14 protein-coding genes and 2 pseudogenes are annotated in these 21,785 nt (G+C 56.6%); 10 read left to right on the top strand and 6 right to left on the bottom strand.

The genetic code is table 11. From position 1 onward, the window contains the following. Positions 1-22: 22 nt before the first annotated feature. On the bottom strand, positions 23-3,916 hold the full coding sequence (locus tag G9465_RS22275; protein ID WP_166974750.1) for an Eco57I restriction-modification methylase domain-containing protein: 3,894 nt from the start codon (positions 3,914-3,916) through the stop codon (positions 23-25). A gap of 261 nt (positions 3,917-4,177) precedes the next feature. Between G9465_RS22275 and G9465_RS22270 the strand changes: the two are divergent. Both G9465_RS22270 and G9465_RS22265 read left to right on the top strand, forming a co-directional pair. Then, positions 4,178-8,306 (top strand): annotated as a pseudogene (locus G9465_RS22270) (Eco57I restriction-modification methylase domain-containing protein). 207 nt (positions 8,307-8,513) lie between these two features. Then, complete coding sequence (locus G9465_RS22265) at positions 8,514-8,978, top strand: hypothetical protein (RefSeq protein WP_166974747.1); 465 nt, start codon at positions 8,514-8,516, stop codon at positions 8,976-8,978. Positions 8,979-8,983: 5 nt separating this feature from the next. Here G9465_RS22265 and G9465_RS22260 read toward each other — a convergent pair whose 3' ends face one another. The 4 genes from G9465_RS22260 to G9465_RS22245 form a co-directional block, all read right to left on the bottom strand. Continuing rightward, complete coding sequence (locus tag G9465_RS22260) at positions 8,984-10,198, bottom strand: hypothetical protein (protein WP_166974744.1); 1,215 nt, start codon at positions 10,196-10,198, stop codon at positions 8,984-8,986. A gap of 540 nt (positions 10,199-10,738) precedes the next feature. Further along, the gene (locus tag G9465_RS22255) at positions 10,739-11,005 is read right to left on the bottom strand and encodes a hypothetical protein (RefSeq protein ID WP_166974741.1); all 267 of its coding nucleotides are present in this window, start codon (positions 11,003-11,005) and stop codon (positions 10,739-10,741) included. After that, positions 11,002-11,307 carry a hypothetical protein gene (locus tag G9465_RS22250; RefSeq protein WP_166974738.1) on the bottom strand — a complete coding sequence of 102 codons (306 nt, stop codon included), beginning with the start codon at positions 11,305-11,307 and terminating at the stop codon, positions 11,002-11,004. Before G9465_RS22250 ends, G9465_RS22255 begins: the two co-directional genes overlap by 4 nt. Positions 11,308-11,660: 353 nt before the next feature. Continuing rightward, a complete protein-coding gene (locus G9465_RS22245) occupies positions 11,661-11,924 on the bottom strand; it encodes a winged helix-turn-helix transcriptional regulator (protein ID WP_227015821.1) in 264 nt (87 codons plus the stop codon). A 393-nt stretch (positions 11,925-12,317) separates the two neighbouring features. Here G9465_RS22245 and G9465_RS22240 point away from each other — a divergent pair, with 393 nt between their 5' ends. The 4 genes and pseudogenes from G9465_RS22240 (at position 12,318) to G9465_RS22225 (ending at position 17,219) form a co-directional block, all read left to right on the top strand. After that, positions 12,318-12,638 carry a PadR family transcriptional regulator gene (locus G9465_RS22240; protein ID WP_166974735.1) on the top strand — a complete coding sequence of 107 codons (321 nt, stop codon included), beginning with the start codon at positions 12,318-12,320 and terminating at the stop codon, positions 12,636-12,638. 587 nt (positions 12,639-13,225) lie between these two features. Next, entirely contained in the window at positions 13,226-14,119 is an 894-nt protein-coding gene (locus tag G9465_RS22235; RefSeq protein WP_166974733.1) for a hypothetical protein, read from the top strand. Between the two features lie 332 nt (positions 14,120-14,451). Next, the gene (locus G9465_RS22230) at positions 14,452-14,709 is read left to right on the top strand and encodes a hypothetical protein (protein ID WP_166974730.1); all 258 of its coding nucleotides are present in this window, start codon (positions 14,452-14,454) and stop codon (positions 14,707-14,709) included. Between the two features lie 1,348 nt (positions 14,710-16,057). After that, a pseudogene (locus G9465_RS22225) lies at positions 16,058-17,219 on the top strand (ISH3 family transposase). 147 nt (positions 17,220-17,366) lie between these two features. On the opposite strand, the gene G9465_RS22220 reads toward G9465_RS22225, so the two are convergent. Further along, positions 17,367-18,170 carry a hypothetical protein gene (locus G9465_RS22220; protein ID WP_166974727.1) on the bottom strand — a complete coding sequence of 268 codons (804 nt, stop codon included), beginning with the start codon at positions 18,168-18,170 and terminating at the stop codon, positions 17,367-17,369. Positions 18,171-18,411: 241 nt separating this feature from the next. On the opposite strand from G9465_RS22220, the gene G9465_RS22215 reads away from it, so the two are divergent. The 4 genes from G9465_RS22215 (at position 18,412) to G9465_RS22200 (ending at position 21,484) form a co-directional block, all read left to right on the top strand. Then, complete coding sequence (locus tag G9465_RS22215) at positions 18,412-18,576, top strand: hypothetical protein (RefSeq protein WP_166974724.1); 165 nt, start codon at positions 18,412-18,414, stop codon at positions 18,574-18,576. Between the two features lie 183 nt (positions 18,577-18,759). Further along, the gene (locus tag G9465_RS22210; RefSeq protein ID WP_166974721.1) at positions 18,760-19,035 is read left to right on the top strand and encodes a ribbon-helix-helix domain-containing protein; all 276 of its coding nucleotides are present in this window, start codon (positions 18,760-18,762) and stop codon (positions 19,033-19,035) included. Continuing rightward, a complete protein-coding gene (locus tag G9465_RS22205) occupies positions 19,016-19,309 on the top strand; it encodes a type II toxin-antitoxin system RelE/ParE family toxin (RefSeq protein ID WP_166974718.1) in 294 nt (97 codons plus the stop codon). The genes G9465_RS22210 and G9465_RS22205 overlap by 20 nt, the downstream gene beginning before the upstream one ends. Positions 19,310-20,437: 1,128 nt before the next feature. Further along, on the top strand, positions 20,438-21,484 hold the full coding sequence (locus G9465_RS22200) for a hypothetical protein (protein WP_227015820.1): 1,047 nt from the start codon (positions 20,438-20,440) through the stop codon (positions 21,482-21,484). Positions 21,485-21,785: the final 301 nt, after the last annotated feature.

The raw sequence follows: 21,785 nt of genomic DNA, 5'->3' as shown, positions 1-21,785 counted from the left end.
ACAGACACCAGCGCTGAGTGGGTCAATGCATTGGACCTTTTTCTGATAGTTCATCATAGCTTTCTAATACTGCCTGAAAGTACTCGTCGGTCATCATCCGTGGGTTGTTTACCTGGTGAAAGTCGCCCAACAAGAACTCCGTCTCATTTCTATCCAAACCATAGGCGTGGAAAGTAGCTGCGTCGAGTTGCGTACGGAGTTGACGCCGTTCAGCTTCATCAGTCGCTGGGACGACCTCATCGGCTTCGCCATACACACCTTCCAGTCGGTCACGCATTTCAGAAAATTCCTCACCATAGCAGTTCAGCCGCGCGGCCCGATACGAAATATACTCGAACCACTCGTCACCAGCAGTCAGTCTTGGCAATTGTGACTCCCGGAATTCATATTGTACAATATTCGTCTCTGTCTTGCGTCGCATCAAATAGTCGAACGGAAGACTATTGACAAGTCCTAAAGCGACGAACAACTCTCGATCTGTGAATTCGCGTGCGTATATCCCATGTGCAGGATATTCATTTAAGTCATCATCAGATGGGTCAATCAGGTATGGCCGTGTAGTGTGAACCTTTTCATAACATACGACACTTGGCGGGACGACAGTTGCAATTAGCGTCCGCTCGTTCGTTGAGTTCGCAATATCCCGGAACACAAGACGGTACTCAGTACAGTCCAGGAGAACGTCGTCCTCGGTGAGTCCTTGATCGCGATGTTCCTGAAAGAGGTCGTTGACGAAACTTTTCTGTGTCCCCGTGCCATCGAAGTGCTCGTAGAGGGTACGTTTGAGCGTCCGGACGTTCTTTTCTCGAATGCGCCGTTTTGCGCTCGTCTCTGGGTCGGTTTCTTCTTCTACACTCCAGCGCTCAGGTGGTGTGATCCCGTCGGCATCATTCAGTGGCTGGTATAGGAATTGATTGATATTCCGACCACCGTAGACTGGATATTCGCCTTGATCTGAATCCTCGATGAAACACTGTCGATCAGTCGTTTTGAGTTCGTCATAGGGCCTCAGATTCCACGCACCTAGATCTTCGTCGATCGTCGGATGACGAATGATTGTTTCCAACACGTCCACTTCTTCCGGTGACCGGATTTGAGGGAACAGTCCCTCTTTGGGAGAGAACCGTTCGAAAATCGCCCGTGGGACAGGAATGGTTTCGGAGTTAACATGCCGAAGAATACCTAAATCAGTTCTCTGGAAGACCGTGTTAATCGTAGATTCAGTATCACCGTTCTCCAGAATTATTGTTGCGAATCGATATCGGTTATCAATGTCTTCAAAGATTCCTTTATTCTGAAATCCGACGACATAGCGTAGGTTTGCCTCGCTGATTAAGTGTTCACGCAAATCTTTCCCAGTGGTTCCACTGAATATACGGCCCGGGAGGACCTGACCCATTTGACAGTGCTCATTTCCAAGAGCAAATATCCGTTCTAAAAAGAGGGCAGACAGCTCTCTCTTTGTCGGGACCGTCCGGCCATCAACTTTTGGAGACTGTAGCTGATACGATGCACTGTCTTTGAAATACTCCGCCTGACATGATATCCGTTGTTGGTAATCTTCCCACTCAGCAGAAATCTCTTCGTCGTCAAGCAACTCTTCCTGCTTGGCATCACGTTCGTTGCTAGACCGAATTCGGAACTCTGGATCGTATCGGGAAAAGAAGTCGTGCCGACTAGGCTGGAGTTGCTCCCACGGTGGATTCCCGACAATGACATCGAACCCACCATCAGCATACACCGTTGCGAACTCAAGCACCCAGTGGAACGGGTCAAACTCTTGGACCTGCCCCAGAGTAATCTCCTCAACCTCTGCCTTTTGGAAGTCCTCAAGCACCTTCTTATCCAGATCCCCCCGATACTCCGCAAGCAAATCCTCCGCTTCTGCCAGATACCGCTGTGCCTCTTTCGTATCCGTCGCATGCTTGTGCCGCTCGACCTTCGCGATGATGTTGCCGTACTTCGACCGGACGCTGTCTGCCCCCCACGCGTCCAACTGCGCTTGCGCCCCGTCACCGGTCGTCTCCATCAACTCGGTGTAGCCGATCAGGCTGTTGCCCTGCCGGACGTTGAACACGACGTTGGGCAGCGCCAACTCGTCGTCGTCGTACTCGTCGACGGTCGTTGGATCGACTTCGGCGATAATCGAAAGCCATAGCCGTAGCTTCGCGATCTCCACCGCCGGGTCGACGATGTCGACGCCGTAGATGTTCTGGATGACCGTCTCTTTGTGCAGTTCCCAGTTGGCTGGGTCGGTATCGTGTTTCTCGTACAGCGCCTTCCGAATCCCGACGATCTCGCTTTGCACACTCGTCAGGAAGTGACCACTACCACAGGCCGGGTCCAGGGCCCGGAAGTGATCGACCATGTCCAGCAGATCGTCGATCACGTCGACGTTCGTGCCTGGCAGTGCCTCGATCAGCGCATACACGTCGTCGTACTCCGCAGCCATCGCCTCGGTCCAGCCCCATTCAGCGACCATCCGATCGGCAAACCGCTCTCGTAGCGCCGGCTGGACGGTCTCCTCGGCACAGAAGCGCGTGATCTCGTCGGGCGTGTAGTAGGCGCCCAGTTCCTTCTGGGTGTCTGCCGAGTCGGTCGTGATGTGGTTGATCGTCTTCTCGAAGACGTTCCCAAGGACGCTCGGATCGAGGTCGGTCGGACCACCGTCGGCAGAGAAGCTGTAGCGCTCCAGCAGGTCGATGATGGCGGTCAACACCGAGTCCCGAACGTCGAAATCTCGATCGGAGAACCCGTTGCTTCCTTCGATACTCGGTCGGAACAGGCCGCCGTTCAGATAGGGGATATCGTCGTAGATATCCATCTGCTGGACGTGGTCTGGCCGGTCGTCTGGGCGTTCGTCGAGGACGCCGAAGAAAAGTGGTTCCAGATATGCCTTGTAGAACCGTTGGGGGATCCCTGCTGATTCGTACTCGTCGACGAGGTCCTGGAGGAGCGTCTCCCCGACCAGCCCTTTGTCCTCGAGGAACTTGATGAAAATGAGCCGATTCATCAGCCCGACCGAGAACAACCGGACGTCGTCGCCGGTCGCCGACTCTGGCGCAATGACGCCGTCGCCGACCAGCGACCGGGCAGTCTCCTCACCCTCGTCGTACTCGCCGAAAACCAGCCGGACGTAGTCGTCGTAGAACTCGTCGGTAATCGCCTCCTTGCGCTCACGGATGACCTCGCGGGCCTCGCCGGCGATCGTGCGGAAGTTCCGCCAGCCGAACGAGCGCAGGAACTCCTTGGCGATCGTCTCGGTCGTGTCGTCAAGCCACTCGTCGAGCGAGACTCGCCGGCCGGTCAGATTCTCGAAGGCTGCGATGTACAGCGGCTGGAGGTCGACTTTGGCGAGTGTGTCGTAGCTGTAGGTGTCCGCGTCGTATTTGAGCAAGACCCAGCGCACGCCGTCGGTCGCGATGCCGAAGTCGGCGGCGAAATGGCGTTTCTCGAGCCAGTCTTGCACCTGCCCGATGCCATGGCTCTCCTGATCGAGTGGCTTGTTCAGCGGTTCAGCCTCCACCAGCAGGCGCTCGGAATCGATGGCGTCGTAGTCCCGCAGTGAAACCGAGTAGTCTGCTTGCTGCCCATATTCATCGGAGAGATCGCCTGCTTCGACTGCGAGTTCAGGATATTCCAGTGCTGCGAAGAGCGGCTTGATCAAAGCCCGCTGTGTCAGTGGCTCGGGGTCCTCATTATCGACCGAATCATTGGATGTGAGGCCAGTTCCACCGGGTTGGCTTCGTAGTAGTGCTTCGAGGCGATCTTCGGATGTAATATTTTCTCGGAGCGTTTGAACGTGTTTCTCGACAGCGGTAGCAATGGTTTCAACGGCACCGGCTGGAACCTCAGTTTCGAAGGCATTAGCGACGAACTCTGTGGCAACCGAACTCTGCGGACCTGTCGCACTCATTGCTCATCACTTGAGAAACTGTGCGACTTGCTCACCGTGTCGACAGAGGAAACACGGGGAGGAAGCGTTGGTCGACAACCTATCAGTGCTCAATTGAGGGAGTAGCTTCTTTTAATAGGAATTTAATTACCAGTGTATGACATCCTATAACCCTATTGCCGATGCCAGACGCCTCCCTGCTGACGTAATTATTACAATGGACACGGTGAGCAAGTCGCACAGTCCCTTGATCTGCGCAGCTAATCGACCCTACAGCACACAATGAGCCAGGCCACGCTTGGCTCGACGCCCTACCGGAATTCGAGCCTCTTCTCAGGCTACTATCTCGACGAACGTGTCGCTGATCTGGACGACTGGGACTGTAACAAGGAGGCCGAGCAGGCCTTCGATGACCTCCAGAAACTCTGGGCCGCTGAAGGCGATCTGCTGCCCTCCTACAACGAGGACGAACTGCTGGGAGCATGGATTGACGAGGTGCTGGACGTCCTCGGGTTCGACACGCTCCAGGAGACGACGCTGCCCGACGGCGGCGGCTACAACGACCGTCTACTCTTCGATTCGGCGGACGCCCGTCGCGACGCCGCCCGGCAGAAACGCGACGGCAACGCCGAGAGCATGTACGGGCTTTCGGCGGCCGTCCTCGAAGCCAAGCAGTGGGACGCCGCGTTCGACGAGCGGTTCAGCGAACAGCGCTCGTATCGCGACGCCTCCCACCAGATCAAGTACTACCTCGAACACACGCCGGAACGAGTCAACTGGGGCGTGCTGACCAACGGCCGTAAGTGGCGCCTCTACGGCACCAAAGACTACGCCACCGAAACCTACTACGAGGTCGACCTGCCGTCGCTCTTAGAACACGGCGATCTGGAGAGCTTCAAGTACTTCTACGCGTTCTTCCGACCCGACGCCTTCCGCGAAACTGCAGGGACCTCTTTCCTCGATACGGTCTGGAACGAGAGCGAAACCGCCGCCCAAGAACTCGGTGAGGACCTGCAGGACAACGTCTTCACGGCACTCCGAGTGCTGGGCGAGGGGTTCATCCACACGAACGACCTCGACATCGACCCCGACGACGAGGACGCACGCGCCGAACTGAAAGAGCAGTCGCTCGTCTTGTTGTATCGGCTGATGTTCGTGCTGTACGCCGAATCACGCGGACTGATCCACCCCGACGACCCCGACGACCCCGACGCCGAAGCCGAGTACGAGGAACACTTCAGCCTCGATCAGTTGCGGGCCGAGATTCACGAGGACGTCCAGTCCGGCGACAGCTTCGAGGACTACAGCGGCTTTTCGACGTCGATGTGGGCCGGCTCGAAGACCTGTTCGGCCTCGTCGACGCAGGTGAGGAGTCGCTGGGATCCCACCCTACAACGGCGGGCTCTTCGACGACGACAGCCACGCATTCCTCGCCGAAAACGAGGTGTCGGACCGGCACATCGCCGAAGTGATCTATCGGCTGGGGACGACTGAGGGAGACGGTGGTGAATTCGTACTAGCCGACTACGCCGATCTGGATACGCGCCACCTCGGCAGTATCTACGAGGGGCTGCTGGAACACGAGTTCCGTATCGCGCCTGAGCAGTACGCTGCTGTCGCCGAGGACGGTGGACAGGTGTGGAAGCCGGCGACCGAGGTGACCGTCGCTGACGCCGTCGAGACCGTCGACGAGGGCGAACTGTACGTCGTCAATGACGACGGCGAGCGGAAAGCGACGGGCGCATACTACACACCCGACTACGTGGTGTCGTATATCGTTGAGGAGACAGTCGACCCGCTGCTGGACGACATCAAAACCGAGCTGGAAGCCGACGGGCTCGAACCGAGCGATACCGAGTACTTCCGCCGGTTCTGGCAGCAGGTGTTAGACCTGAAGATTCTCGACCCGGCCATGGGGTCGGCCCACTTCCTCACGAGTGCCACGGGGTATCTGACCGAGCAGGTGATGGAAGTCGTTCGCGAACAGGAGATCCAGAGTTATGACGAGCAGCACCTCCGGCGGGAAATCGCCAAAGAGTGCATCTACGGCGTCGACATCAACGGGATGGCCGTCGAGCTTGGGAAGCTATCGATGTGGCTCGAGACGCTGGCGGCCGACCAGCCGCTAGCGTTCCTTGATCACCATCTGAAAGCTGGGAACTCGCTGGTGGGGTCCGATATCACGGAGGTCCTGAGCGACGACACGGACGGCCAGGAGGGGCAGTTGACGCTGACTCAGGTGGCCGCTCGGGCACGCCGACAGACCTTAGAGCACGTGATGGACCTGATGGGTGAGCTGCTGGACATCGACAACGAGACGCTGGAGGACATCAAGTCGATGGAGGAGATCTACAACGAAATCCGGTCGGACGATCTGTACCAGCGACTCTTCGAGATCGCCAACGTACACACGGCCGAGCAGTTCGGGCTGGATGTGCCTCGTGACGATGGGAGTGGTGAAGACGCGTATCGCGACATGGCGAAGGCTATTGAGGACGAGGCTGCGTGGGCCGAGATTCGAGAGCGGGATTGGTTCACGACGGCGCAGACGATGGCCGACGACGAGGACTTTTTCCACTGGGAACTGGAGTTCCCCGAGGTGTTCTTTGGGGAGGACGGGGCGAAGTTGGACGGGGCGGGGTTCGATGCTGTGGTCGGGAATCCGCCGTATGTGCGGATGGAAGAATTCAAATCGCTGAAGGAGTACCTTGAGGGATCGTACGAGGTCCACGCTGCCCGCACGGATTTGTATACATACTTCATCGAGAAATCAATTAGGCTGGCGAGACAGCATGGCGAGTACGGATCTATCATTTCGAATAAATTTCTCCGAGCGAACTATGGCAAGTCTGTTCGGTCCCTACTCGGACGAGAGACAACTGTTCGGAAGGTAATAGACTTCGGGGGGCTTCCTGTATTTCCTGATGCGACTGTTCGATCCGCGATCGTTTTGACTGAACGGGATTCGGAATCAGAAGAGCCCGGATACTACGCTTCGATCGAGACCTTAGAATTCAACTCTCTCTCCGACGAGGTGGAGAAGATCGGACATGAGGTATCTAGTGAAGGTCTTAGCGGTGAGACTTGGCGACTTGTTGACCAGAGGGTGTCGGGGCTGATGGCCAAGGTCGAGAACCGAGGAAAACCACTATCCGAATGGATCGATAGCGGACAAATCGGATGGGGGGTGAAGACAGGACTCAATTCGGCATTTATAATCAGCGACGAACGGAAGAACGAACTTGTCGAGAAAGATCCCCGAACGATAGAGATCGCGAAACCACTCGTCAGGGGCAAACAACTCCGTCGGTATCTCATCCAGACCGGAAATGAATGGCTCCTGTACGTTCACAGCGGTGTTGATATCGATGACTATCCGGCTGTAAAAGAGCATCTCGAACAGTACAGGAGTGACCTAGAACAGCGAGCCGCTATCGATGCGTGGTATGAACTCCAGCAACCACAAGAGGCCTATATTGATTTTATTGAATCGGACAAGATTCTCTATCCAGAGATTGCCCCTGAGGCTCGTTTCGTATTCGATGGTGAGCAGCGATACCCGAACAACAAGTGCTTCTTTATCCCCTCGTCGAATCGTGGACTACTCGCATTCTTGAATAGCAGTTTGTGTCTATTCTATCTCTCGCAGGTCGTTGCAAAACTCGAAGGGAGTACGGCGGACAGCCTGTATTACGAATTCCGGACGCAGTATATGCAGCAACTCCCAGTAGTAGACTCTTTCGAGACAGATGAACAGTCACTCGGTGAACTTGCCCAGGAAGCTACTGGATTACGTAAGAGTCTGCACAAGCTCAACCTCTCCCTCTGTGACCACCTCGGGTCCTACTCTGATGGCCCAACCCTCGCTGACGTCGGCCTCACCCAGCCCCCCGAGGGCTCTGCTGACTCGATCCTCCAGCAGACCACCGAGCAGAAGCCGAATCTCCGTGTCGGCAACGCCGTCGTCGTTCGCGAGTCCGACAACACGATCGAGATCCAACTCACCGCTCGCTACAAGCCCGACGACGAGGACCCCCACGAGACCGACCAGTGGGGCTATACGGAGACCGAGCCCTTGCCGGCACTGCGGATCACGGACCTCACTGAGGCCGAGGCCGACCTGATCGAGGCGTTCGTGCCGGTCGCCGTTGACGAAGCTGGTGGGTTCGCGAGCTTCCGCGAGGCGGCCACGAAGACGAACTCGCTGATCGACCGGCTTCGGAAGTTGACGCTGCCGGCCGTCGACGACGTCCGTAACGGGTTGGCGAGCTATATGGAGACGGTCGAGCGGGCCGAGGAGTTGGTGGTGAAAATCGAGCGGACCGACGAGTTGATCGACGAGATCGTCTACGATCTGTACGGACTGACCGACGAGGAAATCGAGATTGTTGAGGAAGCGGTCGGGGAGTGAGCAGTTCGGTGGATCGTGGCTAACCAACATCCGGGTGTGTTCGGGATGATTGTTGGTTAGCAGTAGCAGACGACCGTCTGACTAGTCATTAAGATGCCTTGAACACACTGTGTGTACAGAACCAATTGGTACGGGTACTGAGAACTATCCGTTCCGTACTGAGAGCCTACATAAACACCTAGGTGGTTTCAGAAAGAAACCAAACCCATGTCACAGAAACACGCTACGGAAGATCTGGTAACTGAGCGGGATGATCCCGAGAGAAGCACAGTCACCGAGTATGATAGCAAAATCACCATGCTACGAGCCGAGCGCCATGACGAAATTACAATAGACCGTGTCGTCACGGTTGTTGATTCCGCTCACGAGATTCCGGACTCTTTGCGTGTTCAACAACGGAATTCGACCTATTTCGGGCCGAAACTCAAACTCACAAATGGCGTCTCTGACTACATGCTCACCGCACCGGGTCCTGATTCCGACCTTCTCCTCTGGTCTACCAAGACCGACAATGATGGGTTCCGCGATGGTTGGCAGAAGTTGGCTGAGGTGACAACGTCGTTTGCGGACCAGCAGCCCCAGTACGATCTCTGCCCCTACTGTGGTGACCCCCTCAAAACGCTTGAACACGAACGAAGGGCGGGTGTAGGCCAGTGTTCAGGTGACGACTAACGTCATCACATGAAGTCGCCGAGGCCGCTTTGCCCGTGGCCATCACCGAAGTCGTCGCGGACAGCCTGATACGCTGTGGCCGTTCGTCGGTCCACACCTCGCTTCGATGTCACGCTCCGGAAGGCAGTCCCGGACTTGATCTCCGATTGGAGGTTGGTCGCTGCCTGCCCCATCAACTCCGCATTGACGAGCTTCTCTAGTCGGCGCCGTGTCTGCTCGGACTGGGAACCCTGTCTGACGAGATACTCTGCATCGAATGCCGAACACTCTGGTAGCTCTTGCGGTAATTCTGCCAGGAGAACTTCACGCCGACCGTACGCGTCCTCGTCGAACAGTTCAAACGTCACAGTCTCGTCATCCTGGCCCAAATCATCGTAGACCTCTTCGGGCATCCGTGGCGGGATGTGGCATTCACCGACGATGTCAAGTCCCAGACCGAGGGCAGCCATGTCAGAAGCTGGTTTTAGACCCAACTTCTCGTCACTATTCCCGGAATGCATATTGATACCGTAGAATAGTACCTCCTCTTCGATACCGCGCCGAGCGATGCTTCGCATCATCGGCTGAATCACCGACACCTGCTGCTGCGAGGTGGCTTTCAGCCGGTCCATATTCAGACAGTAGGCGTAGACCTCATGACGTTCGTACACGCCCATCAAGTCCTGCATGTTCGCCCAGCTGAGCCGGGGCGAGATGGTGCCCATGATCGGCATCTCAGACTCTAGTTTTTGGACGGTCTCGATGAACGTCTTGACGCCGTTCCGGTACTCTCGGTACGGTACTGTTTCGTCTTCGTCATCGGACTCAACCGCCCGAGCAAGCTTGTACTGCAGCGGAGCGACCAGCAGATCGGAGTACGTCGTAAGGAGGTCGACAATAAACTCAGCTTCGACCTGCTGGAGTGCCCGTGTCTCCTCGAAGGCCAAGAACACAACGTTTAGTTCGTCGTCGTTGGCTTTGTTGACGGAACGCTGGAGGCTGGTCCGGATCGCTTCACTGTCTCCCTCGCGTTCTGCACGGAGTTTTTGAGCATCTACAGTGCGGTAAATCTCGTTGGTGCCTCGGCTGTCGTCGCTGAGCTCTGGATCGTCGTCTCGTCGCTTCGACACCGGAATCGCCTTCGCTGGTGTATCGACGATCTTGTCGCCGATACGGAGTCGTCGACGAGGGAACAGGCCGTTTTCGCTGAACGATTCTGTTTCGATGGTGGGTCGTACCATTCGTTAGGTAAGCGTGCCACCGGAGAGCCCTATGGGATACCACTCGCTCCCCCGTAGATAATAGGGCGCCGTGTGGCGGTTCTGTGGGGTAAAGAGATCACTTTCACCATGCGACCCGGAACTAAGTGACACCAGTTCCACGGTGCTGGTGTCAACTCGCGTTGGGAAACCGAGTAGACCACACAGTTCAGGCTCCCGAGCGCGCCAACGGTCGGGAGCGACGAAGCGGTAGGTTGTTTGCGTCATTTTTTGCCTGTGATGTCGATACATTCGTAGCGCCGTTTGCCACTTAATGGTGAGTAGACCGCAGTGTAAGTGGAAGTCAGCCCGTGGCAATCGCCGGACGTAAACGTGATTCCCAATCGAAATGAGCGGGGGTTTCGGGCGGAGGTTTGCGAATTAGATCCCCTCAAAACGCTATTCCACGTACTGTCCATCCACCGAACGCGCGAAACAAGCGCCGTAAGTAGGTCGATCAGCCTGAGTTGTGGCTTGGTGACTGGCTAACCAACAGTCAACCAGATACACACCGGTTGTTGGTTAGCATTCTCGCGACTGCACCGTCGCTGTCACGTGCTGAAACTCGGCTTGCGACGGCGTCGGCCGCAGCGTCAACCCAGCGAGCGCCAACTCACGCAACACTTCCGGGGGAACACCGTCGACGTTCCGAAGTACGGCATCAAGCGTCCACGCATCGTACTGACTCGCGTTCGGTGCAACGACGTCAACGGCGACGGTCGGCACGGTGTCCTCGATAGCCCGAGCGGCCCGTCGAATCTGTTCGCGTTGCTCCACAGTGCAACTCACGCCTCAACACCCCGCACGAGATCACCGACGAGCGACCCACCAACATGCGGCTCAACGTCCCAACCGTGCGTGTCACGGGCATGCTCGCACCAATCACCGAGCGTCATACACGTCGTTTCATCTAGTTCGAACGTTTCTGCCTCCTCGACAGACGCAGCAACGCGGGGCACCACGGCGACCGTGCGCTCAGAGCTGTCCCAGTAGTGGGCGGCGTCGTCGTCGACGCCGAGAAACAGGCCCGGCGACTGGGTGAGCAGTTGGCGTGCGATACGTTCTTGAGGGTTGGATTTCGTAGTTACCATTGGTTCTATCCGGAACCACGCGTCTCGGTGTTGCATCACCGGGGCGATTTCCGACGGAAATTAACCAGCGACGCGTGTGTCCCTATCTGATACTGTTTGTCCCCAGCAACAAAAAACTATTGTTACTTCGCAACAGATATGCCGACAGAGTGTATGTCCATGAGAGGCCCAGACCCAAAGGTCAGTGACGAAACGCTACTACAATCGATTAGAAGTAGTGACCGACCTTTTGCGACCGTTACGACAGTAACTGGCCAGGTCCCACTCAGCCGGGAAAGGGTTCGCCAACGGCTGAATCGACTAAATGATCAGGGGGATCTCAAGCGAGAGCAAATCAGCGGTAGCGTTGTTCTTTATTGGGTTGATGATTCACCTTCGCCAGATAGGTAAGCTCTCCCGACATCCGTAACCCACCAAACTCGAACGGACCCCAGCATATCTGTCGAAAGGTATCCCTCTTCCTCCAAGCGTCCCAAGTGACGTCTGGTTGCTTCGCTGCTGAGGCCAACCTTCTCAGCCACATCGGAAGTCCCCAGAGCTGGAGGATATGCCTCCAAAATCGTCCGGATTAACGTTTCATCGTCTACCGAAGGGTTTGGGCCGGGACGGTCAGTCACTACCTCCTGTTTTTCTCTGTTGGTGCAAAAAATACGACCATCACTAAGTGTTGCAAGCTAGCAATAGTTAAGTGCCGTCAGTGTAACAGCATGAGATAGGCGACGCCCAGAACGACGGCGGCGTCGCATCAAACACATGACCACAGCCCAGCCCACCCACGACGAGAGGCATCGCTTTCGACCACTTTCGGTCACGCCGGAAACCACCAGACGCCGGTACTTTCAGCCACTTTCGGTTAGTATGCGGTCACTGCATGAGACGGCCGAAAACCCGCCACAGCGACCCACAGATGAAAACCGATCCGCGAAAATTGACTTTCGGTCACGCACTCAACGTAGCCTTATGAGTCGCCTGTCCGACCCCTCAACCATGCCCACGCAGGGAGGGTCTGCATGACGACCTACCACGAGCTGACCGGCTTCCAGCGTGACCTCTTGGAAGCCATCGCCGCCGTCGACGGCGACCCCTACGGCCTCGCGCTGAAACGCTACCTCGACGAGCGCTACGCCGACCCGATCAACCACAGCCGCCTCTACCAGAACCTCGACGACCTCACCGAGCAGGGCCTCATCAACCGGGATGCCCTTGACGACCGCACGAACGCGTATACGCTGACCGACGCTGGTAGACGCCTCCTCCAGCGCCAAGCTGAAACGCTTGCTAGTTTGTGTGACCAGCCCCGGCCCGTCGCCGACGGGAGTGGGTATCGATGACGGACCGTCTAGTGACACCGCGAAGGCATCGCTCAGCGACCAGAAACTGGAGTCCAGCCAATCGATGCTGTCAGAGGCATGGGTCCACGGTGAGCGTGGTGACTGACTGGAATCCTACGAACTGCTACGCTAAACGTGTAGATAGCTGTTTCTCTTGGTCGTCTATCACGACTGTCCGAAGCGATTCGACACCCCATCGACGAGCGCGATGGGGGTCGACATCGCGTGCCTCTGACAGCACACCGGGACAAAGCGAACCGCTCTGTTCCGGCATCAGTCAGAACGCAGTCCAGTATAGATGTAATTGCCGTTCCATTTTGCACCGCCAACGGACAGCCCGTCGACCCACACCCGTCACAGGTGGTGACACCTGATGGGTGCGTCCGACGGCACTGACTCTCGCTGGCGGCATCCCACCGTCGGGATAGACAGCCGCTACGCGGTGGTTACCACGACACCCACCTAGCCACCGCGACGGGGCGGTTTGAGGTGAGACAGTGGACACACCGTCTCGAGAGAGTCATCGATAGCCTGTGCCGTGGTCGGCGATACTCGGTTCGATTCCGGGGGCGGGCCCTGTGGTCCCTATGGATGGCGCTCTCACTCAGGACAGTCGTACCGACCATAACTCCGAGACCGCCGACATGGCGCTAGCCGACCAACTCGATATCGACAGTGACCAGTCTGTGCCAGATACTGAGACGCTTCAGTCCCTCGTCGACCAGCTAAAGGGCCCGATCTCACCCCTCGTTTCGAGTGTTCTCGAGGCGCTGGTCACGACTATCGACCACTTACAGACACGGGTTGCCGATCTCGAAGCGACTCTCGATAGCACGCATGACGTCGCGACCACGGCGGTCGGCGACGCCGCTGCGAACGCGAGCCGCCTTGACGACATCGAAGCCGAGCAATCGAAGACCCACGACGTCGCAAAGAGTGCGATCGCGAAAGCCCAACAGCTCGACGCCGACGCCGATCACCAGACAGACGCCGAAACCCTCCCAGAGGGCGTCGAGCCCAGTTCCTCACCGCTGGACTTCTTCGCGAACTGTCGCCAGCAGACACTCAAACAGGTGTTCGTCGAGCAGTCCAACCGCCAGAACACTTACCGAGCGATCGCGGTCGCCAAACGCTGGCCGGAGTTCGCCACCGAGCGGACCGACGGCAGTGGCGTGTTCCTGACGAAAGACGACGTCGAGGACGCGTTGCTTGCCGAACTCGGGAGGACGCCCCATCGCCAGACGATCGCCCGGGTGTGGGACACACTGCAGGAACTCGGCGGGACGGACCTGGTCCAGAAGACACGACAGGTCGGCCGTCGACAGACCCAGACCGAGATCCTGGCGATAGACATGGAAACTGCTGAGGGGTTGCTGGAGCAACGCTATGTCGGGCTGGACTTGCTAGCTGGCAGTGCGGGCAAAGTAACGACGGGTGGCGTCACACCCGTTGTGACTGGGGGTGGTGGGGCCACGGTGTGACGCCAGCGTACTGAGACACGTTTCGGCCATGAACTGGCTGTGGGGACGCGACAGCACGTGCCCTGCTGTCGTCGACGCCGCTGTTCGCTAGCTGCAGGACTAGGCAGGACCCCCTCCGGTTCAGCGTGATAGTGCGTGTTCGTAACACGAGCGACCCAGTGGGTGCGGCCGACGGCGTCACAACGGGTGTGACGGATCACGAAGAGTGTGGTAGCGAACCGTCTGCAGTCCTCAGCGACACTGTGCTACCCAACACTTCTTCGGATTGCTGGCTCTTGTTGGTTAGCGCATTCCCCATTTTGTGCTTCCCTTGGAGAGTGGAGGCACTTCCAATGAGCAATCACCAAAACGTCAGCTTCGAGCAGTACGCGTTCGACGACGGCGATCGAGTACACGTTGACTGGTCCGAGGGCATAGGCCCACTCGACGCATTCGTCGGCACCGTGACCGGGATCTCACGAAGCGCCGGCGACGTGATCGTCGCCGTCGAAGCCGACGCCGATCAGTATCCCGACGGGTCGATCTATGGTGGCACCCACGACTGTGCCCTGAATGGGTCACGCTGCTCTGATTCGATACTGATTTTGTAGATATCTAGCGGTCGCGAATCGATTTCTATTCACGAAGTTTCCCGTTTTCTTTGCGAAACTCCTCAACTTCCACCTCAAATGAAGCGAGGCGTGTGAGTATCTCTTCTTTGGAAGGCTCCAAACAGTCATGTGCCGGCGGTACGAGATGATCTCCGGCCTGGTGACTATATCCCTCAAGAATGACCTTGCTCGCATGCTGCATCGATCTATCGCGAAAGTTACTCGTTCCTACGAAAGACTACCGAAATCAGTCTGGGTGTAAACAAATACTATTATTACAGATAACGAAATTCCTGATAATAATGTGTCTATTTGATATGTCATGTGTGGTAGTAGGACCAATTGATGACGGCATCGTATTGCCGGGACAACTGTCTTGTACCACTAGCTTCTAATACGAGATCTCACCGATCTAAGTACAACTCCAACAACAAGGCCAATACAACCGAATAAGACGCCCCACGAGAAAATGAGAAATAGCAATTGTGACAAGAATTGAGATCGTTCTAAAAGTGTGTAGCCCGAGTATTGGGAGACTTCAACCATTGCTGTCGAAAAGAATGTCATAACCGAGGCTATCAGTCCAGTAAGGAAACCTCCGTGAAAGTACGCTACTCCCGCTGCTAAAGAAATCGCAAGTATTGTCGTAACTGTTGGGGGCACCGGCCCTCCTCGGGGAGCGAAGGAGCTTGTACCGAAGATATTCAAAATGTATCCGAAACCAAGAACGAGCGCGATAACAGCTGAATAGGTTAATTGAAGCTCTGGATTAGATTCTTTATTTCCAAATAACATGCGAAGTATACTGGTGTGCATGAATTAGAATAAAATTTGGACTGTTGTATTTCTTCTGACTATATTTCAATGGTCTGATCTGAGTGCTTATCTCAGATTGAAGAGTTGCTTCCGAATTTCAAATCATGGCTATTAGCTAAGTGGTAAGCTGCAGTTCCCCCGCTATTACCAAACTGTTGAAGTGTCTCGTTATTGCAGTAGAGAGTTCCAATCCAATTGTACCCATACCCGGTAGTACTGATAATATATGCGTCCCGTCGTCGTTGGTATAATATGTGGGCGATCCAGAGTCACCTTCGGCAAAGTTACAATATGTTTTTACACCGTTATCATTGTAATCTGTACAAGTAAGTGTGGAGCTCACGTCTGTAGCCTGGATTTTACCAGTTGTATGACCGGTTGCCCTCCCCATATTTTCTAAACATGGTGAATCTGTCTGGTTGCTAGCCCAGTAGTCAAGAGTCAAGTACCCAACATAGCCGGTGACAGTGGGTGTATCAGAGCTTCAGTACCTCACAAAGCCGGTTAGTTAGAACGTCTGCTTGCTGAGGATGTGCACTCCAACAAGCAAGCAGACAATGAAATCTACGAGGACCAGCTTCTTAACTTCCTCGTCAACACCCTTGACGAGGAAGTTGCTCTCTGTCTTGGAGCTAATGCTGAATTCGATGCTAAGGATATCTACGAGGTCCTCGTCGGCGCTTGCGCCGACGGGACCTCGATATCCGAACTCTGTGGGACCAGTGAAGACTCTCCCCACGAAAACACGGTTCTGTACCACCTCCGCGAGAAGTTCGACCTAGCGTCGGTTGAACAAGTTGGGAACGCACTCCTGCAAAAGGACGTTCTAGATTCCCGAGCAGGTGGAGGTCGTCGCAGACCTCCACCTGCGGCCCTACTACGGTGACGAGACCGAAACAGATGGCCTCTATCACTCAGAAGCGAAGCGTGGAACCACCGCGTTCCACGCTTACGCGACACTCTACGCGCGTGTGAAGAATAAACGATACACGCTGGCGGTGCGCCGTCTCGTCGACGGCGACACCGCCAGCAGTGTGCTCGCTGAGTTTCTTGGCCTCCTCGACGGCCTTGACCTGAGCGTCAAGGCCGTCTATCTTGATCGGGAATTCTACGATAGCAAGTGTCTCACGCTCCTTCACGCTCACAACTACGCGTACGTCATGCCGATCGTCCGGTGGGGAAAGACGATCAAGCAGGAACTCTCGGAAGGATGGAGTCGGGTCATTCAACACGATCTGACAGGGAAACTCGACGGTCACAGCTGGACCGTCGAGTTTCCCGTCTACATCGACTGTACCTACCAAAACGGACGGTACGACGAACACGGGGTGGCGCGTCACGGCTACGCCGCTGACGCGCCGTTTATCCAGACACCACGAGATGCGCGATACCACTACGCGAAACGCTTCGGTATCGAGGCCAGCTACCGGCTCTCCGAACAAAGCATTGCGACGACTACAACGCAGAATCCAGTTGTACGGCTGCTGTACGTCGTGGTAAGCCTACTCTTGCAGAATGTCTGGCGGTACCTCCATTGGGAGTATGTGGCGACGCCCCGCCGTGGCGGGCGTCGCCTCTGGCCGTGGTCGTTCGAAGAGTTCATCAACATGCTGTGTCGGGCAGCGTGGACGGCCCTCGCGGTGCGTCGGGCCGTCCCCGCCAATCGGCCACCAGACGACCGGTTCCACCGGTAACTCCCACCGGGCTAGCCAGCGGTGTGAGTGGCGACGCTGTCGCGTCGGCGGCTGATCGCCGCCGACAGCGACCGTTCTCCGTCGGTTCGCCCAATGATACTCTCGTCGAGACCATCAGTGCAACCGCTCCGACACAGAACTCAGGCTTCAGAAACAGCTAGCCGAGGATGCTTTGTGAGGTACTGAGCTTTCTTGAATATAATTGAGATAGGAACCTCCTTCGCTCTTGTCGACAATGGCCCAGTCCTCATCTTGATTAAACTCAGTCACTTTGCCAACGGTTGTTCCACCAGCGGATGCTTTTGTCCCTACGATATTCTCCGGATTGCTACAGTGGTCTCCAAATAAATGAGCAACTGTCAGCATTCTATCTTTTCCATTATATATTACTTCACAACAACTGCTACCTTTGTTCTTATTTTCTTCTCCGAATGAATATCCTCCAGGGACAGAGCTAGTGGCTTCATCGTTCCCACAATTGTCATCACTTGTCTCATCTGAACAATTCTTACTACCTTGTTGCCTCCGAGGCATCTCTCTCACTTCAATTGGAATACCTCCTTCTTTTGAAGGGATGTTTTGAATACCATCAGCATTGACATCATTAACAAGCACGACGATCTTCTTACCAGAAACTCCTCCAAATGACTCCGATGAAGCTTCTAGCTGTGTTTCTTCTACTGCTGGAATGTTGTGTAGACCAGCACGGATCTTGTCTAGGACTTTTTGTGCCTGTTTCCTGTGCTCATCCCACCTTTTTGGCACAGTAATATATTCTACAACCTCGTCACCTGATATTAATTTAGGATAGCGGACTTCCTCTTCCGGTTTTCGACTTCCAGCAGCCAACGTTGAAATGCCAGATGATATAGCTCCCAGACCGAGGGTTTGGAGAGCTGTGCGGCGGTTCACTAATTCTTTACTGGAGGATGCTTCGTTTTCCTCACTCATATCTTCAAGTGAAAGAATACTATGTTAAAACTTACTAATTAGAATTTAATATTAATATATAACTATATTTTTTAATAATGGAAAATTAAATCTATTCGAATCAAGTCAAACGGAGATTGTCAGTGCGTAGTCCGCAAAGCGTTCTTTTTTGTGACGGTACCTTTCTTTTCGTAGGACCTGACTCGTGTGCAGTTGGGGGCGAGAGCAGCACAACTGCCAACGGGAGTGTAGTCGTTCGCTCTTGACATCGGCTGTCTCGCCTGGCGGTGAGGTCGGTATCCAGCGGGTCCACGAGGTGGGACAGACAATCGGGTCGATAGACACCGGGGTTCCGGTGGACTATCGCGTGGGGCTGGCGACCGGGAGTGATCGCCGCAAGAACAGTGTGCAGTTGGCGTGGGACTGACAGACTGGGCTGGGAAGAGGTTTTCTGATGTGTCACAGGCAGCGGCGTCAGCCGCCGCTGAGCGGCTGTGATAGTGGCTGAAGCTGCATACCTAGTCTCCGATGAGCAACGTAGTTTCAGTATCGGACACGTTTCGAGGGATGGCGGTAGCGTTTTCTGTGAGTACGATAGACGTACGCCTGTATGTCGGAAGTGGACTCAAACAACGGTGACCCCGAGATTGACCGGATCAACCTCCGTATCGCACGGTCGTTCCTTGACGTCGTCGACGAGACGTGGCGCGAGCGGGGCTTCAACAGCCGCAGCGAGTTCATCCGGTTCGCACTACGCGACGCCGTAAACCACCCGGAAGGCGCGGGCGTTTGGAAGGATCTCGCGATTAGCGAAGCGCAGTTCGACGAGGGGGACGGCATATCGAGCGACGAGATTCGAGCACAGTATGGATCCGACAACGAGTGACGAAGGGTGGGATTGGGAATTTTCGCCGCGAGCCGAGAAACAGTTCGCGCAGCTCGGATCTGACACCCAGCAGCGAATCATCGACAAGCTGGACGACGTGGTCTCCTCAGAGTGGCGCGATCCCGATGAGTTCCTCGAACCACTGACAAACTCCCCGTTCCAGAAGTTGCGTGCCGGCGGTTACCGGCTCGGTTGTCGGTTACACCGCGAGTCGACACTGCTCCGGGTCGAGAGTGTTCGGAAGCGCGAAGGCGCATATAAGGGTGACGACTAACGGCTCTGGTAAGTTGGCGTTTGGGCCCCGGTGTCTGACGTACTGGATGCTGCGGTCACTTATCGGGTCGTTAGTCAAGACGGTGAGATTGATAGACACCGAGTTTCCGGTGGACTATCGCGTGGGGCTGGCGACCGGGAGTGATCGCCGCAAGAACAGTGTGAAGTAGGGGTGGGACTGACAGAGTGAGCTGAGAAGGGGTTTCCTTGGTGTAGCACAGGCAGCGGCGTCAGCCGCCGCTAAGCGGCTGTCCCAGTTGGATGCTGGCCGGGATAATCTGCACTGGTGTTCCCACAGATTCTGGCAGCCCAGACATGACAGAATCGAGTGCTCCTACACGTGGGATTACAATTGGTTGCAGTGCTGGGACTACGAGTGGGCATTCGTGTAGAGAACTAGCTTGAGGTAGGGGTGGATGCAGTCGTACAGGGCGAATTGGCGGCACTAACAACGGTACGCCTGAAATGACACCTGATTGTGACCGCTAAATCATCACAACAGCAACGTCGACGTCGGCCCAGTACAGCTTGAAAGCCCCACGCCGCTGGCGGTCGCTCAGCGACATATCCTCACTGCGTTCGGATAGGGGTCACTGAGGCGACCACAACACGCGCCAGCGGCGTGCCCCTTTCAGTCCCACCAACACGGCAGGAACCCTCGGGACCGCCCTCCCTCGCCGGAACGAGGACGCTCGCTGACTCACGACAGCGTCGTTCGTCGGCGCGGCCGCAGACGGCCGCGCACCGCTCGCTGTGGTCCGGGCTGCTCACTGCGTTGCGCTGCCGGGCTTTCACCCATCCGGCACTCGGTCGATCCCTCGGGATGCTCGCTGTCACCGCAACCGCCACCGCAGACGATGTCCCCCGCCGCCGAGGGTGGCATCTCGACTAGCATTTATATACTAACTCGGCCGGAAACGAGACTCTGGAATCAGGCAATAGAACGCTACTATACTCGATTTAATACACTTGATCCAACTACATCTAGTCGTTGGTTTTAAGTGGTTGGCGCCCATGGGCTTATGTACGGAAAGGCACGACACGCGGCGCTCTCGAAGCCGTTTTGCGTCGCAGGAAAACCGGGTGTACCAGCACCCGGCAAGTGTCTTTCCGTGGATGGAGAAAGACAATGTACGCTAACGACTCCGCCGGTAAGAAAGCATCGTCCGATTTCGACCAGACGGTTCGCCTTAGTGCCCACGTTGAGGGAGCCGAGCATATGCTCGAAGCCGTCGCCGAAACCGCGAACGGCGACGAACTCGATTACCGCCCCAACCGCGGCCACGACTCGCGCGGGAACTACTACGAACGCCAGACGGATTACGACTGGACCCGCTCGACCGAGGTCGGCCCGAACCGTCGTGTTGGCGAAACGCTGGCCCAACAAGAGGAACGTCACGGCCGCGAAGTCGAGCAAGCCCGACACACCGAGACGGCACGCGATGCCCACACGGACGACGTCGACCGTGAAGCGTCGGCCCGCCAGCTCACCACGCGCGAGACTGAGCGAGCCGACGGCTTCGAAGCCGAGGCCGACCCACGGGCTGACATGGACGCCGCGACGCTGGCCGACGTGAATCAGGATGCCGTCCGCGTGAGCGACCAGACGGGCATCTCTCGGGCCGCCGCGAGCCGACTCGTGGCCGACCACACCGGCGATGGCGGGTCAGTGTTCGACGGCGTGTTTGGCGCACTCCTCGATGCACGCGCCGCGATGAACACGCCGGTCCCGGTTGCAGACGTGAACCCCTACGCCTACGAAACCACTATTGAGGGGACGGTCACCCACCTCATCAAGGACCCCGACGCACCGAACCAGTATCAGGTGGCGTACGTTGAGGACGACGCCGGTGACACGGCGAAGGTCACGGTCTGGGTCAAGTCCGTCCACGGTGGCCGGATGGTGCGCACTCTTCGCGAGGGTGACCGCGTGCGCATCTGTGGGGGTAAGCCCGACGAGTACAACGGCCTGAAAACTGTCTCGGTCACGAGCGACACCACCATGTGCATTCTCGACCGTGGCGACGGACCCGCTCCGACCGGTGACTGTCGGGCCTCCTTCGGCTGTGCCGGTGACAGTCCCCGGCTGGCCCCGTGGGATGCCGAGTCAGATACCCACGCATGGGCGAACCAGATGGATATGGATATGGCCGTTGCGGTGACGCTCGGCGACTAGGCCGGTCAGTCGACCGGCGCCGTCTCGTCGGGGTAGGCCCCCATCAGCGCGGAGCCACCTCGCGCACGCGGCCTCGTCGCCGCCCATCGGCACACCAGGGCGGCGACGAGCCAACCGCGCGCACGGACTGGAGCCGGATCAGCGCGTCGCGTTGGTCAGTCGAACCGAATGTCCGAGAGACTCGGTATCCCGGGTGGTGCGCTCGCGTGGGCCAGCCGGCTTGGGTGTCGACAGTGTGGGCAAATCGTGTGTGACCGCGCGCGGCGCCGCCGGCAGACTCACTCCGTTCGTTTGCCGGGCC

The sequence above is a fragment of the Haloarcula sp. JP-L23 genome (assembly GCF_011602445.1).
Taxonomy (GTDB): Archaea; Halobacteriota; Halobacteria; order Halobacteriales; family Haloarculaceae; genus Haloarcula; species Haloarcula pellucida.
The sequence above is the reverse complement of the archived record's forward strand: the minus strand, read 5'-3'. Positions and strand labels throughout refer to the sequence as shown.